Origin of the sequence: Microcystis sp. M_OC_Ca_00000000_C217Col, from assembly GCF_007095585.1 — a bacterium.
Lineage (GTDB): Bacteria > Cyanobacteriota > Cyanobacteriia > Cyanobacteriales > Microcystaceae > Microcystis > Microcystis panniformis.
Map to the genome: position 1 here is coordinate 1 of NZ_SFBV01000058.1, position 14,378 is coordinate 14,378.

15 protein-coding genes, 2 tRNA genes and 1 pseudogene are annotated in these 14,378 nt (G+C 42.3%); 8 read left to right on the forward strand and 10 right to left on the reverse strand.

Features of this window, described 5'->3' with window-relative positions; translation table 11 throughout:
- Positions 1-484 (forward strand): annotated as a pseudogene (locus EWV66_RS03430) (IS1 family transposase); the annotation flags it as partial.
- Between the two features lie 437 nt (positions 485-921).
- On the opposite strand, the gene EWV66_RS03435 reads toward EWV66_RS03430, so the two are convergent.
- Both EWV66_RS03435 and EWV66_RS03440 read right to left on the reverse strand, forming a co-directional pair.
- Positions 922-994: transfer RNA gene (locus tag EWV66_RS03435), tRNA-Arg, on the reverse strand.
- An 88-nt stretch (positions 995-1,082) separates the two neighbouring features.
- A complete protein-coding gene (locus EWV66_RS03440) occupies positions 1,083-2,222 on the reverse strand; it encodes a ferrochelatase (protein WP_052276752.1) in 1,140 nt (379 codons plus the stop codon).
- A gap of 198 nt (positions 2,223-2,420) precedes the next feature.
- Between EWV66_RS03440 and EWV66_RS03445 the strand changes: the two genes are divergently transcribed.
- On the forward strand, positions 2,421-3,179 hold the full coding sequence (locus EWV66_RS03445) for an LmeA family phospholipid-binding protein (protein WP_002757745.1): 759 nt from the start codon (positions 2,421-2,423) through the stop codon (positions 3,177-3,179).
- Positions 3,180-3,333: 154 nt separating this feature from the next.
- Here the strand turns inward: EWV66_RS03445 and yidD are convergent, their stop codons facing one another.
- Positions 3,334-3,564 (reverse strand): membrane protein insertion efficiency factor YidD, encoded by a 231-nt coding sequence (gene yidD, locus EWV66_RS03450; protein ID WP_002757748.1) that lies wholly within the window; start codon positions 3,562-3,564, stop codon positions 3,334-3,336.
- Between the two features lie 55 nt (positions 3,565-3,619).
- Between yidD and EWV66_RS03455 the strand changes: the two genes are divergently transcribed.
- Complete coding sequence (locus EWV66_RS03455) at positions 3,620-4,306, forward strand: diacylglycerol/polyprenol kinase family protein (protein ID WP_002757750.1); 687 nt, start codon at positions 3,620-3,622, stop codon at positions 4,304-4,306.
- A 346-nt stretch (positions 4,307-4,652) separates the two neighbouring features.
- Here EWV66_RS03455 and EWV66_RS03460 read toward each other — a convergent pair whose 3' ends face one another.
- Together EWV66_RS03460 and EWV66_RS03465 are read right to left on the reverse strand one after the other, a co-directional pair.
- Positions 4,653-4,790, reverse strand: a complete 138-nt coding sequence (locus tag EWV66_RS03460; RefSeq protein WP_287107178.1) for a hypothetical protein — start codon at positions 4,788-4,790, stop codon at positions 4,653-4,655.
- A gap of 43 nt (positions 4,791-4,833) precedes the next feature.
- Entirely contained in the window at positions 4,834-5,016 is a 183-nt protein-coding gene (locus EWV66_RS03465) for a hypothetical protein (RefSeq protein ID WP_287115904.1), read from the reverse strand.
- Between EWV66_RS03465 and EWV66_RS03470 the strand changes: the two genes are divergently transcribed.
- From EWV66_RS03470 to tsaB, 3 genes are all read left to right on the forward strand, one after another.
- Entirely contained in the window at positions 4,996-5,868 is an 873-nt protein-coding gene (locus tag EWV66_RS03470) for an aldose epimerase family protein (RefSeq protein WP_052276749.1), read from the forward strand. The two genes, EWV66_RS03465 and EWV66_RS03470, sit on opposite strands and share 21 nt — an antisense overlap.
- 63 nt (positions 5,869-5,931) lie before the next feature.
- A tRNA-Lys gene (locus EWV66_RS03475) sits at positions 5,932-6,003 on the forward strand.
- Positions 6,004-6,028: 25 nt separating this feature from the next.
- The gene (gene tsaB / locus EWV66_RS03480) at positions 6,029-6,631 is read left to right on the forward strand and encodes a tRNA (adenosine(37)-N6)-threonylcarbamoyltransferase complex dimerization subunit type 1 TsaB (protein WP_002785414.1); all 603 of its coding nucleotides are present in this window, start codon (positions 6,029-6,031) and stop codon (positions 6,629-6,631) included.
- On the opposite strand, the gene EWV66_RS03485 is transcribed toward tsaB, so the two are convergent.
- Positions 6,632-8,257, reverse strand: coding sequence for a choice-of-anchor I family protein (locus EWV66_RS03485; RefSeq protein ID WP_052276748.1), 1,626 nt, complete (start codon positions 8,255-8,257; stop codon positions 6,632-6,634).
- A gap of 214 nt (positions 8,258-8,471) precedes the next feature.
- On the opposite strand from EWV66_RS03485, the gene cysE reads away from it, so the two are divergent.
- Together cysE and uvrA are read left to right on the forward strand one after the other, a co-directional pair.
- Positions 8,472-9,245: a serine O-acetyltransferase gene (gene cysE / locus EWV66_RS03490; protein ID WP_052276747.1), complete on the forward strand. Its 774-nt coding sequence runs from the start codon at positions 8,472-8,474 to the stop codon at positions 9,243-9,245.
- A gap of 97 nt (positions 9,246-9,342) precedes the next feature.
- Entirely contained in the window at positions 9,343-12,255 is a 2,913-nt protein-coding gene (uvrA, locus tag EWV66_RS03495; protein ID WP_052276746.1) for an excinuclease ABC subunit UvrA, read from the forward strand.
- On the opposite strand, the gene EWV66_RS03500 is transcribed toward uvrA, so the two are convergent.
- The 4 genes from EWV66_RS03500 to EWV66_RS03515 form a co-directional block, all read right to left on the reverse strand.
- Positions 12,212-12,988: a class I SAM-dependent methyltransferase gene (locus EWV66_RS03500; protein ID WP_287107180.1), complete on the reverse strand. Its 777-nt coding sequence runs from the start codon at positions 12,986-12,988 to the stop codon at positions 12,212-12,214. The two genes, uvrA and EWV66_RS03500, sit on opposite strands and share 44 nt — an antisense overlap.
- Before the next feature lie 178 nt (positions 12,989-13,166).
- On the reverse strand, positions 13,167-13,514 hold the full coding sequence (locus EWV66_RS03505) for a PIN domain-containing protein (protein ID WP_052276744.1): 348 nt from the start codon (positions 13,512-13,514) through the stop codon (positions 13,167-13,169).
- Between the two features lie 244 nt (positions 13,515-13,758).
- Entirely contained in the window at positions 13,759-14,013 is a 255-nt protein-coding gene (locus tag EWV66_RS03510) for a hypothetical protein (protein WP_052276743.1), read from the reverse strand.
- 257 nt (positions 14,014-14,270) lie between these two features.
- Positions 14,271-14,378: transposase (locus EWV66_RS03515; RefSeq protein WP_287107181.1), on the reverse strand; the 108-nt coding region annotated here is incomplete at its 5' end.

A 14,378-nucleotide genomic window follows, 5' to 3' on the forward strand; every position in this document is an offset into this window, starting at 1 on the left:
GAATGTGGTCAACCGTTTGTGATCAATCCCACTAATAAAACCGTCTCTGACGAAACCAAACAATTAATTGATCAACTCTTGCTCGAACGAATTTCCTGACGAGGAATTGCTAGAGTAACTGGAGTGAGTTAGTCATGGTTACCAAACTATGTTAATAATAAATTTAGCCAAGTTCCCCGCCAGGTATAGGTAACAGACAAACCTAAAGGCAAATTAATCAGAGAATGTGATGAGTTATGGTCATTCGTATTTTGTCAGAAAATCAAGGTATATATTTGGTTAGCTATCGATAGAACTACGCAAGAAATTATTGGTTGCTATGCGCGGAGATAGGAGTCGTCAATCAGCCCAAAAACTTTGGGGCTAGTTTACCCGGTGTTTACCGACAATGCGCGGTTGCTTACACAGACTTTTGGGAGTCTTATAAGACAGTAATTCCCAGTAAACGTCATCGACCGGTCGGGAAAGAAACTGGTCAAACTAATCCTATTGAAGGATTAAATAGGGTTTGCTGAATAATGGTAAAACCCTTTTAAAATAAGGCTTTTGACCTGTTAAAGTCCGATGTTAGTGCAAGAAAATAGGATTGGGACGTTCAAAAACCTTGCATTATCCTTCTTGTAGTACATCGCTTGGTACAAAAAACAAGGGCAACAAAGCCGGTGAGAGAGAGTCTATCTTTCTCTAAAAAAATGGAGAATCACGTTGGGGAACCCTTTGGTATTTTATTCATGACTACAATGCCCAATTAGCAAAGGTTTGAGCTATCACCACTACAATAAAATCACTACCCAAATTTCATTCCTCTACGCAGAATTCACACCACCTCAAGTTCAATGCCAGACCAGAAGCTCATCAGAGCAACTTGATTCGCAATTGGCAGCCCACCACATCCGCCTTCCCATACCTAGTCGGCAATAACGGGTACGGTAGGGATCGAACCTACAACCGTCCGCTTAGAAGGCGGATGCTCTATCCATTGAGCTACGTACCCAAGAAAGCACAATTATAGATTATAGCTCCAACAGTGACAAGTGGTAGGACTAATTTTCGCCGTTGCCCCTCTTTGCCACTGTCCAAGCTTAATGATGGTGGTGATGTCCGTGGTGATGATGGTGATCGGAATGAATGTGAGGAATTGTTACAGAACTATTGACAGATAAAGCCTCTTGTGATAGTAAAGCTTCGATATGTTCCTCGGCCCAATCGGCGACCATCTGGCAAAATTCGGGGTTATCGTTGACACAGGCCATCTGCACATAATTAACCTGGTTGTGTTTGCGGCGTAAAGCTTCGATAATATGCTCCACATCCAGCAAAGTTTCGTGATTTTCCGTAGCAAAGCCAATTGGCATGAAAATTAAAGCTTTGGCCCCCAATTCGATTAAATTCTTCGCCGCTAACTCTGCATTCGGTTGCGTCCATTTAATTAAAGGGGTTTGGTGATTTAACCAACCCACAGAAATCAAGGGATAACGATAGATTAATTTTTCCCGGACTAACTCGTATAAAGCTTGACTTTCATCGATTCCCGACGTAAATCCCTTAGCTTCGTGGGGACAACCGTGATTCATTAAAATAATGCCAATTTGCGAGGGAAGACAGCTACTAGCTACCTCAGCAGCGATTTTTTCCTCCACTAACCGCGCCATTAGCTCTATGTAAGCGGGTTGGTTATAAAACGAGGGAATATAGCGCAATCCTTTGACCCAATGTTCCCCCGTTTGTCCCTGAGCTAAAGCTTTGTTAACTTGTTCGATCGCAATGCCACTGGTAAAGATAGAATCAACAACGAGGAGAGGATAGATCAAAATTTTCTCGAATCCCCGTTCGCGGATTTCCGTTAACACCTGTGCCGGTAAAAAAGGCGCGCAGAAGTTAAACGCTTTGAATACCTCCACCCGATTACCCCATTTTGCCTGTAAATTGCGCTCGATTTCCTGTCTTTGATGCTCGAAAATGTGGTTATGGGGCGAAATAAAGTGATTATGCTGGTGCTGCCATTCGTGTAGGTCAAATAGGGCCAATAATTTCGCTAGGGGAGGATAAACCCAAGTCGGTACAGGAGCGAACTTAGCCGTCAGCAAATTTAAGGCCTGTTCATTATAGTTGGCAAAGTCCTCATAACTCTCCACTTCCCCGTATCCCATCAATAATACCGCCACTCGATCGCTGTGGTTGTGGGTAGCGGCTAACTGTTGTTGATCTGAAATGGCAACCACGTTTTTAACCCCGATTTTCTAAGTGAAAAACGCTATATCACTGGGATAGTAGCACTTTTCTATCCTATCCCCTCGCACGGGATAGACCGCTAAAAATTTATAACCTCTACAGAATCATACAGATTGCTTATCATCCTCATTAATAAAACGAGATGTAAAGAAACTTTAAATAATGTTAAGATCGTTGTAGTCCCACCTATGAGAGATATGACAGCAGGCGTGTTTGGTAGCTTACCTTTTCCCAATCAGAGCGGCGATCAACTCATCAGTAAGGCGGTGAGTGCTGCGATCGCTGCATTATTCAAACGGACAGGCAAGCTGAAAGCCACTGTCCGCGCCGAACCCGTGGCCAAATTACTGCAAGGCAGTATCGACGGTTTTGACTTTATCGGTCAGTCGATGCTGATGTACAATGGCCTACGCATCGAAGCCATGGAATTGTATGTACAAGCGGTGGCGATCGATTTTAGTGCCATTTTTACCGGACAGGTAAAACTCCGTCAACCGACGCGGGCCACTTTGCGGGTAGTTTTAACGGAAGAAGACTTAACCACCTCTTTTAATACACCTTTTATTGTCGAAAAACTGCAAAGATTAGAGTACGAAGGTAAATCAATTCACTGTCAGAATACGGAATTAATTCTCAATGACGATAAAACTTTAACTCTGAAAAGTCTCATCAAATTGGGAGAAGAAGAGCCAATTCTTCTAGAAATGACCACTGCTGTGGTTGTGGAAGAACGGCGAAAAATTCAATTTGTTGAGGTGGTTTATCAAGGGGACGAAAGATCGAAAGCTTTAGGAGAAGCTTTAATCAGCCATGTTAACAACCTCATGGATTTAGATAAATTTGCTCTCGATGGTACTCAATTAAGGGTCGATCGACTACGTTTAAAAGATAAACAGATCATCTTTTATGGTATCGCCGATATCGAGCGTTTTCCCCAAAGAAAATAGGCAATCATCAACGGGTCTAAAAATATCAAGAGTTTTACAGACTTTACCCTAAAAATGAAGTATAACCTAATTTGGTATTGACTCCTGAATCCTGACTCCTGAATCCCCAAAACGAAAACCTCGTATCTCACCATTGAGATAACTACTGTGGCTTTTAATCGTGCTTGTGGCTACAGGGAGGCACAGGATCGTAACCTCCGGGGTGAAAGGGATGACAACGGAGAATACGCTTAATTGCTAACCAAGAACCCCGCAGCACACCAAAGCGATCAATCGCTTCCATGGCATACTGGGAACAGGTGGGTTGAAAACGACAGGAAGGGGGAAATAGCGGCGAAATAAACCGTCTATATCCCTCAATTAAGCCAATAAAAATTCCTTTCATCAATGTCACCTCGATCGCCTAAACTAAATAGATAGTCAATTTTCGCTTTTGCCACGTGGAACTATCCCACTCTCTCCTATTTTCGATCGGTTTAGTCGCCTGTTACCTAGCTGTTCTGATTCTGATCGCTGAAAAATTAAAAAGTCTTTTCAGTACCGATGGCGAAATTACCCGCAAAGTTGTCCACATTGGCACAGGAAACGTCATCCTTTTTGCTTGGTGGTTAAATATCCCCGCTTGGGTGGGAATAAGTGCGGCCATCCTAGCGGCAATTATTGCTATCCTATCCTATTTTTTCCCCATTTTACCCAGTCTTAATAGTGTTGGCCGCCGCAGTTGGGGAACTTTTTTTTATGCTGTTAGTATCGGTGTTCTCGTGGCTTATTTTTGGCCAATTTCTCACCCCGAATATGCGGCAATGGGTATTTTAATTATGGCTTTAGGAGACGGATTAGCAGCCCTAGTGGGACAAAATTTTGGTCAACATCCCTACAAAATTTTCGGCAGTGGCAAAAGTCTGGAAGGTTCCCTGACTATGTTAGGAGTCAGCTTTCTAGTCAGCTTGATTATTTTATCTTTTGTTAATGGCATTAATCCGCCAATTATTCTAGTATCTTTATTAACAGCGATCGGAGCCACTATTCTAGAAACTTTCTCGAAACTAGGTATAGATAATCTCACTGTACCCGTTGGTAGTGCCGCAATTGCCTATTTTCTTACCCAAATTTTCATCTCAAGCTAGGCTATCTCAGCTTATTCACAAGGGCCGAATCTAAAACCTCATTGGTTAAGCTAAGTAGGGAGGCACAATTATTTGTTAGGATGGGTTAGTGGTAGCGTAACATGAGCGGGTGTTGGGTTTCATGCTTCAACCCAACCTACGTTCTATAGTTAGCAATCAGCTTTTTAGTCAGCTGTACCGATAACTGATAACTGATAACTGATAACTGATAACTGATAACTGATAACTGATAACTGATAACTGATAACCTCATTGGTTAAGCTAAGTAGGGAGGCACAATTATTTGTTAGGATGGGTTAGTGGTAGCGTAACCTACGTTCTACGTTCTATGTTAGCAATCAGCTTTTTAGTCAGCTGTACCGATAACTGATAACTGATAACTGATAACTGATGACTGATAACTGATAACTGATAACTGATGACTGATAACTGATAACTGATAACTGATAACTGATAACTGATAACTGATAACTGATAACCTCATTGGTTAAGCTAAGTAGGGAGGCACAATTATTTGTTAGGATGGGTTAGTGGTAGCGTCCCAACCTACGTTCTATGTTAGCAATCAGCTTTTTAGTCAGCTGTACCGATAACTGATAACTGATGACTGATAACTGATGACTGATGACTGATAACTGATAACTGATGACTGATAACTGATAACTGATAACTGATAACTGATAACTGAAATGACTTTTACGATCACTCAAAACCAAAATCAATATCTTACCTATTGTCTCAAGGATGAAGAGGCTGACGCTTATCTGGAAGTGGTTCCCGCTAGGGGAGGAATCATCACCCGTTGGCAAATTTGCGGAGAAGATATTTTCTATCTGGACAGAGAAAGATTCAAAGATCCTAACCTCAGCGTCCGCGGAGGAGTCCCGATTTTATTCCCTATCTGTGGCAACTTACCCGATAATACCTATCAACACCAAGGCCGAAACTATACCCTGAAACAACACGGATTTGCTCGTGATTTACCCTGGCAAGTGAGCAAACAAAGCACCGAAACTGCCGCTAATTTAACCCTAGAATTAAACAGTAATGAAGCCACTCGTCAAGTCTATCCTTTTGATTTTAAATTAATCTTTACCTATCAATTGCAAGGAAACAGCCTCAAAATTCACCAAAAAGTAATTAATCTTTCCCCCGAAAAAATGCCCTTTTCTATCGGGTTTCATCCCTATTTTAAAGTGACAGATAAAACCCGATTATCCTTTGATATTCCCTCCTCCCAATACCTCGACCAAGGCACGAAGACCCTCCATTCCTACTCCGGCAACTTTGACTTTAATCTCGAAGAAATTGATGCCGCTTTTCTGCAAATTACGCGCCATCAAAGTAGTTTTAGCGATTCCTATCATCAACGTCAAATTGTTATCGGTTACGACGATCTCTATACAACTATAGTTTTTTGGACCCTGAAAGACAAAAATTATATCTGTCTCGAACCCTGGAGCGCCCCCCGCAACGCCCTTAACACAGGCGAACATTTGACCTACCTAGAACCCCATAGTAGCCGTGAGGCGATCGTGGAAATGCGAGTCAATCAAATTTAAATTACCCCTTGACTTAGCCCAGATAAGATGTTATATTGATAAATCGTGTGCAGAACACGAAACGGGTCGCTAGCTCAGCGGTAGAGCACTCGGCTTTTAACCGATTGGTCTTGGGTTCGAATCCCAGGCGACCCATAAAAACTTACTGATAAAGATTGACTTGTCTTCCCCTGTCTATGGATTAGCCTTGCATACCAGCAGTCCCCAACTAGGACTGGCCCTCTCTAATTTCAGCGATGATAGTCGTCAACAAACTTGGGACTTAGACAGGGACTTATCAAACCTATTCCACCCCTATCTAAAACAGTTCCTAGCCCCGCAAAAATGGGCTGATTTAGCCTTTCTAGCCACTGCTAAGGGGCCGGGGAGCTTTACCAGTACCCGCATCGGTATAGTCACCGCTAGAACCCTAGCACAACAATTACAGCTACCGATTTTTACCGTCTCCAGTTTAGCGGCCTTTGCTTGGTCACAACGGGATTTTTATCCCCTTGATACCCATCTAGCCCTAGAAATGCCCGCCACTAGGGGACAATTGTATGTGGGTATCTATCGGGGTAATCGGGTTTATTTAGCTGATAGCCTGATGACTTTGGAACAATGGCAGCACACTTTAGAAAACTTAACTATTTCCTATCAAAGATTAGCTACACCCAGTTATTTAGGCATAAATGCCCCCGATATCCTCGATTTAGCCCATTTGGACTGGCAAACGGGAAAACGCCCCCATTGGTCGGAGGCGCTACCATTTTACGGGATGTGATTAGCAATTCCCTCTTTTTTTCAAACTATAACCAGCTAATCCGAGGGTTAGCAATCCTAAAACTGCGCTGGGTTCTGGGACAGGTTTGACGGAATAAATCGCCAGATTACGACTAACTTCATTGGCCACAATTAACAGGGGAGTACCATTGGGACTATCGGCAGCGGGAATAAATAATAATCCTTCGGGAGAGATATCACCTAATTGCCAATCGTTGATATAATCAACAAAGAAAGGATGACTAGGGTTGGTGATATCATAAACCATGAAACCGCCAGCCCTTTCTATTCCCACAAAAGTATAGAGACGATTGCCTACAGTTCCCACGGCTAAACCTTCCGGTTCTGGGCCGCGGTTATCGCTACGACTATCGAAACTACTAGGAGTACCATCGGAATTAAAGATACTAGGAGTTAGGGGAGTTGCCGAAAAAGCCGCCAAAATTTGTTCAAAATCATCGCCGCTATCGAAGACTTGGGACAGTCCATTAGTGACATTCCAAATCGAAAAAGAACGACCACCGTAGGCAAAAAGTTGACTATATTGACCTTGGTCGTTACGTCCGTCGATGCTAGAAACATCCAAACGGCCGAGATTTTGGGCTAATTGCAATTCGGCGGCATTAGGAAAAACATTGGGGTCTAAGGTTAAACTAGAAACTCGTCTGGCCTCATCTCTAGTATCCCCTTCGTTGGCAGTAATTAAATAGGTTTGTCCGGCGATGGTAACGGTGGCGATCGTATCCGGTTGGTATAAGCCAAAAACCGGCCAATTATTAATATTTACCCCTCCATCTCGATCGCTAGGGTCCAAACCATTACCTGGTGCGTTAAAATTTTTGGCTCCTAGGGGTACAATACTGGTGACTTGAGCGTTAGCAACATCGACTACGGCAACAGCATTATTTTCCTGTAGAGACACCCATGCAGTGGTTCCATCGTCGGAAACGGTGATGTATTCTGGTTCCACATCTTGGGAAACCGTTTGACCGGGAAAAATACGGACTCCCTGATTTCTTAAAGTGTTCTCTTGACCATTAAAACGGGTAAAGGTAGCAGTGTTGACCGTGGCATTGAGAACACCAGTGCTAAGGTCAATAATACTAACGGAACCATTGGGATCGATCGCCCCTCTTGCTTCCCCTTCGTTAGCGACCAAAACCCGATTACCGTCAGGAGTAAAGGTTAACATATCTGGTAAAGCACCCACAGTAACCTGACTCTGAAAGACACCATTAGTATTGAAAAAGACCACACTGCCGTTATTGGTAATCTGACTAGCTTCCATGGCCACGGCCACGATACCATTTTTGATGGCAACGCTGTTAACCCCTGCACCGTAGGGACTAAGATCGATCGAGGGTAAGCGAATTGGACTAGCGGGATTGCTGATATCGGCAATATCTAGACGATTATTAGGACCGGTCACGAATAATTTTCGACTAGCTGGGTCATAAGCGGGGATTTCTGCCCCGAAGTTATTAGCAGCAGTTGTACTATTGCCAAGACTGCTCAATCGGGTGATATTTAAAGCTGAGGCAGATTCGGTAACAATATTGATACTGCCAGCAATTGACAGCAAGGTTAATAAAAATTGCCAATGGTGACGATAGATAGGATGAATCATATTTTTAGCTAAAAACCTGCAAAAAAAGGCTAAACAATCGCATTTTTTCAGCCCCAAGTTAAAGGAAGATTAAACAAGAGGGAAATTAAGGATATCTTCAAAATTTGGCTAATGCAAGTACAAGAGAACTAGGAAAACAGCTTACTCGATCGCTTTTTAGTTGAACGGCTCATTTACCAGGGTGATAACATGGTTTAGTATAAGCTCGATCAATATGGAATCAAGACTCGTGTTATCCACTCTCCTAGCCGATTTCAAGATCATTTTTGAACGTGACCCCGCTGCCCGCAACTGGTTAGAGGTACTGTTTTGTTATCCTGGATTACAAGCTTTACTGTGCCATCGCTTCGCCCATTGGCTATATCAGCTCGGGATTCCCTTTATTCCCCGTTTAATTTCCCATTTTGCCCGTTTTCTGACTGGTATCGAAATTCACCCCGGTGCCCAAATTGGTCAGGGTGTTTTTATCGACCATGGCATGGGAGTTGTCATCGGAGAAACCGCCATTATCGGTGATTATGCCCTCATCTATCAAGGAGTTACTTTAGGAGGGACGGGGAAAGAAAGCGGTAAACGTCACCCGACTCTGGGGGAAAATGTGGTCGTCGGTGCCGGGGCTAAGGTTTTAGGTAATATTTATCTGGGTAATAACGTTCGCGTCGGCGCTGGTTCTGTGGTGCTGCGCGATATTCCCGCCGATTGTACCGTTGTTGGTGTACCCGGTCGTTTAATCTATCGCGCTGGGACGCGGGTGCAACCCCTCGAACACGGTGATTTACCCGACTCGGAAGCGGTGGCTATTCGCGCTTTGGTTGACCGCATTGAACAACTGGAAAAACAAGTGTACGAATTGCGGCTAGAACGGTCAAAAGAACCAGATTATCGGATTAATTGCCCAGTTTTAGCCCATTTAGAAGAAGAAGCGAGTCATAGCTGTTGTCCCGCGGCCGATCAAGATATGCGCGAGTTTCTCGAAAGAGCGGTTTAACCCCGAGAATCTTTTGATATGATAGAAGACTGGTTTTCTAGTGGCTGAAATCCATTCGTCAAAGCTATTATTGTTAAGGACTACTTGGCACCATCCGATGGCTCAAACTGACTCGATCCGTATCCGTGGCGCCCGACAACACAATCTCAAAAATGTTGATATCGAATTACCCCGCAATCAGTTGATTGTTTTTACGGGAGTTTCGGGATCGGGCAAATCTTCCCTCGCTTTCGACACTATTTTTGCCGAGGGACAGCGCCGCTATGTGGAGTCCCTCAGCGCCTACGCGCGCCAATTTTTAGGACAATTAGATAAACCCGATGTGGATGCGATCGAGGGTTTAAGTCCGGCTATTTCCATCGACCAAAAATCCACTTCCCACAATCCCCGCTCTAGTGTGGGAACTGTAACGGAAATTTACGATTACTTGCGTTTATTGTTCGGTCGTGCTGGGGAACCCCATTGTCCCCATTGCGATCGCAATATTGCCCCCCAAACCATCGATCAAATGTGCGATCGAGTGATGGAATTAGCCGATAAAACCCGATTTCAAATCTTAGCCCCAGTAATTCGCGGCAAAAAAGGCACTCATAAGCAATTAATCTCTAGTTTGGCCTCCCAAGGCTTTGCCCGGGTGCGGATTGACGGCAAGGTAGTAGAATTATCCGAGGGCATCGAGTTAGATAAAAAACATCTTCATGATCTTGAAATTGTTATCGATCGCCTGATCAAAAAAGAGGGTTTACAGGAAAGATTAGTGGATTCTTTAACCACTTGTTTAAAGCATTCCGACGGTGTAGCGATTGTGGAAATTCTCGATGAGAATAACGAAGATAATCCCGAAGTTACCAAAGAAATTGTCTTTTCCGAAAAATTTGCCTGTCCCGAACACGGGGCAGTTATGGAAGAATTATCCCCCCGTTTATTCTCTTTTAATTCTCCCTATGGTGCTTGTCCCAACTGTCACGGATTGGGCAGTTTACGGAAATTTTCGGCAGATTTAGTCATTCCAGACCCGAAACAACCGGTATATTCTGCTATTGCCCCCTGGTCAGATAAGGATAACTCCTACTATCTTTCTCTCCTCTACGGTTTAGGGCAAGCTTTAGGTTTTGAAATTCAAACTCCTTGGCAGAAACTCACAAAAACCCAGCAAGATATCATTCTCTATGGGAGTAAAGAACCGATCTATTTTGAAGATGATTACCGTTACGATACTGGCCGCGGTTACTATCGAGAATTTGCGGGAGTTATCAATATCTTAGATAGGAATTATCAAGAAACCACCTCGGAAGTTATCAAACAAAGACTAGAGAAATATATTGTTAACCAAACCTGTGAAGTTTGTCACGGAAAAAGATTAAAACCAGAAGCTTTATCGGTACGTTTAGGACAATATACGGTCACGGATTTTACCGGAGTTCCGATTCGGGATTGTTTGCAGAGAATTAATGATTGTCATTTAACCCCAAGACAAGCATTAATTGGGGAATTAGCTCTCAAAGAAATCAAAGCGAGACTACAATTTTTAATCGATGTGGGATTAGATTATCTTACCCTCGATCGACCAGCGATGACTTTATCCGGGGGGGAATCCCAACGAATTAGATTAGCTACTCAAATCGGTTCGGGATTAACGGGAGTATTATACGTTCTCGATGAACCTAGCATTGGATTACACCAAAGAGATAATAGTAAACTGTTAGAAACCCTGCAAAGATTGCGAGATTTAGGTAATACTTTAATTGTCGTCGAACACGATGAAGAAACGATTCGGGCAGCCGATTATGTGGTCGATATTGGTCCAAAAGCGGGGATTCATGGCGGAGAAATCATCTGTCAAGGCAGTTTTAAAAGTCTTTTAAAGTCGAAAAAATCGATAACAGGGGCCTACCTATCGGGACGCAAAGTTATTGAAACTCCTCCCCAAAGAAGGTCTGGGAATGGTAATGCTTTAGTCTTAAAAAATTGCCATCAAAATAACCTAAGAAATATTGATGTAACGATTCCTTTAGGAAAATTAGTCTCGATTACGGGGGTATCTGGTTCGGGCAAATCCACCTTAATTAATGAGTTATTATATCCAGCTTTACAACATCATTTAACCCGTTTAACTCCCTTCCCCAAAGAGTTAGATAAAGTGGAAGGATTGGACGCGGTTGATAAAGTAATTGTCATCGACCAATCACCGATAGGACGCACTCCTCGGTCAAATCCTGCCACCTATACGGGGGTTTTTGACATTATTCGCGAGATTTTCACCGAAACCATCGAAGCAAAAGCTAGGGGTTACAAAGCGGGGCAGTTTTCTTTTAATGTTAAGGGAGGACGCTGTGAAGCTTGTTTAGGCCAAGGGGTAAACGTGATTGAGATGAATTTTCTCCCCGATGTCTATGTGCAGTGTGATGTGTGTAAAGGGGCGCGTTACAATCGGGAAACCCTACAGGTTAAGTATAAAGGTTATTCGATCGCCGATGTCTTAGATATGACGATCGAGGAAGCATTAAAGGTCTTTGAAAATGTCCCCCGGGCCACCACCAGATTACAAACTCTCGTGGATGTGGGTTTAGGATACTGTAAACTCGGTCAAAGCGCGCCCACTTTATCCGGTGGAGAAGCGCAAAGGGTGAAATTAGCGGCCGAATTATCCCGACGGGCCACGGGAAAAACCCTATATTTGATCGATGAACCGACTACGGGTTTATCTTTTTATGATGTGCATCATCTCTTAGATGTGTTACAAAGATTGGTCGATAAAGGTAATTCGATTATCGTCATCGAACATAATCTCGACGTGATTCGCTGTAGCGATTGGATTATTGATTTGGGACCAGAAGGAGGGGACAAGGGAGGAGAATTAATCGCGGTGGGAACACCGGAAACCGTGGCTAAATGTGAAAAATCCTACACTGGTCATTATCTTGCCCAAGCATTACTTCAATATCCCCCAAAAAAGCGGGATAATGTTAGGGAAGAACACAGAGATAATAAAGCCAATGATCAAGATTAGTATTTAACTCTTGTTCGCTGTTAATTTCCTGACCGGTTTTCCAAGAATAAATTTTAATATCTTGAAAGTAAGACCTTAACTGTCTTAATTGTTCTTTGGGTGTGGCGTAATAATTTTGCAGACGAAAATTATGGGGTTCATCCCGAATAATTGCATAGTCAGCAGTCAATAACTGTTGGTAGCTAAGAGAGGGATTACAGACCCGCAAAATCGCCCAGATGACTAAATTGACATAGCTACTAAAAGGATTGAAACTAATCTTTTTTTTCCAATCGAATTCTGGGATAATTCCCTGAAGATTATGACTAGAAAAGCAAAAATAACCACCCGCTTTACCGATGCGGCTAATTTCCTCTAAAACTAGAAAACGGTCAGCATGGGAAATATAATCAATGCCATTAAAACTAAAGAGAATAAAATCAAAATAATTATCCGCAAATTGTTCTAGATTTCTAGCATCGGCCACTTGCCAGACTAAATGGGGGAATTTTTGACGACAAGCGGCGATCATTTCCGCAGAATAATCAACACCGATATATTCTCCCACAAGAGGGGCAAAATACTTCGTAGTTCGTCCCGCACCTACCCCTAAATCAAGCATTTTCATGGTTGATAAATGCTCTTGCAGCAGGGTTAAAATTGTCTTTTCTGCTGGCTGTAGCGCGGTTAATTGGGCATAATAACCGACAATACTAGGGTCTCTATAGGTTTGCTGATTTTTATCCTTAATCATTCTCGATCGCTCTTTCCTACTACCATCTTTAAGAAAAGATTTAGACTATCATAAGATGCGCTTAAATTATCCAATTGGCATCAATGGAGATTTTTAGTTCTTTTGTCTTATCTACAAGGATAGCATTTTCCAAAAGTGATAAAAGAAATGTAAAGTTATTTTATAGTATTAGCCATAATTAAATCTCCCAGTCTTCATATTTTAAACCATCTATACGACTGAACTCACGGATATTATGAGTGATTAAAATTAACTCATTAGCCATAGCAATAGCTGCAATTTGTAAATCATAACCACCGACAGGAATACCTAATTGATTTAATTGAGACCGAATTCTTCCAGCAATTTTTGCAGAATTTTGGTCAAAAGGTAAAATCTTAAATTGATTAAAGAAACGCTCTAGCTTCGCTAAATTTTGGCTCTTCGTTACTTGGTATGGTTCGATAGGGGGGCATAAATCGACTAAATCCTTATCTGGCAAGGGATTTAATTGATTAGTTCGCTCTAGATCGAAAATAATTGACAAAAATCGCTAAATGCTTTTCTATATAGGGGTTCCATCCCTTATAACCCCCGTACATTGCATAACACAAACCGAAGAACCTAAATTTTGCTCTTTTCTACTGCTTTTATAAGCCCCATAATATAATTCTAATTGTACCACAGTAGATAAATAAATCTCGTCTGGCTGATGTTTTGCTAACTCATGAGTAACAGCCAAACTACTATTATTAAGTAGCTTAATACAAACATTTGTACTAACAGATAAGTCATAGTAGTTGTTCTCTTTCCTCATAATCTGGCTGTTTTTCTCTTACTAATAATTCACCTTCCCAACCGCCAATTACTTCTTCAAAAAAGCCTTCTTGCCATTGGCTAAATGTGGTTTTTTCTTCTTTTTCTTTTAGAGATATTGGCTGATCAACTAAGGTGACTTCTAAATCTGTGTTTTTAAGTTCAGGTGGTAAAGATATTTGTAATGTTCCATCTTCTCCTACATGGGTTTTAAAACTAATTGTTTTCATGGTTTCGGCTCAGGTTACTACTATCATAAGGATAGTGTAATATGTCCTCGCCTGACAAGGTGCGTCCCTTGCGATCTTTTAACCATAAAGACATCTTCACCCCAAACAGGTCGGACATGACAGAAACCACCATCCGATGAGAATGGCCATACATCCCACTCAAGACCGAGACGATGGATACTACTCTCTCACGGTAGCCGCTCTTTCCTACTACCATCTTTAAGAAAAGATGGCTCTTCGTTACTATTTATGCTAAATCAACAGACAAGATGCCAAGATAACATACTTCTAACCCAAAAATTACGAAAGTTTCTCAAGCCATAGGCTCTCCGTTTTATTAGTTTCAGTTTATTGTTGATTCCCTC

Bases quoted from the DNA above. Each gene is read 5' to 3' on its own strand.
- EWV66_RS03445 (WP_002757745.1), top strand. From the start codon at position 2,421: ATGAGAGATATGACAGCAGGCGTGTTTGGTAGCTTACCTTTTCCCAAT.
- yidD (WP_002757748.1), bottom strand. From the start codon at position 3,564: ATGAAAGGAATTTTTATTGGCTTAATTGAGGGATATAGACGGTTTATT.
- EWV66_RS03460 (WP_287107178.1), bottom strand. From the start codon at position 4,790: ATGAGGTTATCAGTTATCAGTTATCAGTTATCAGTTATCAGTTATCAG.
- EWV66_RS03470 (WP_052276749.1), top strand. From the start codon at position 4,996: ATGACTTTTACGATCACTCAAAACCAAAATCAATATCTTACCTATTGT.
- EWV66_RS03485 (WP_052276748.1), bottom strand. From the start codon at position 8,257: ATGATTCATCCTATCTATCGTCACCATTGGCAATTTTTATTAACCTTG.
- cysE (WP_052276747.1), top strand. From the start codon at position 8,472: ATGGAATCAAGACTCGTGTTATCCACTCTCCTAGCCGATTTCAAGATC.
- uvrA (WP_052276746.1), top strand. From the start codon at position 9,343: ATGGCTCAAACTGACTCGATCCGTATCCGTGGCGCCCGACAACACAAT.
- EWV66_RS03500 (WP_287107180.1), bottom strand. From the start codon at position 12,988: ATGATTAAGGATAAAAATCAGCAAACCTATAGAGACCCTAGTATTGTC.
- EWV66_RS03510 (WP_052276743.1), bottom strand. From the start codon at position 14,013: ATGAAAACAATTAGTTTTAAAACCCATGTAGGAGAAGATGGAACATTA.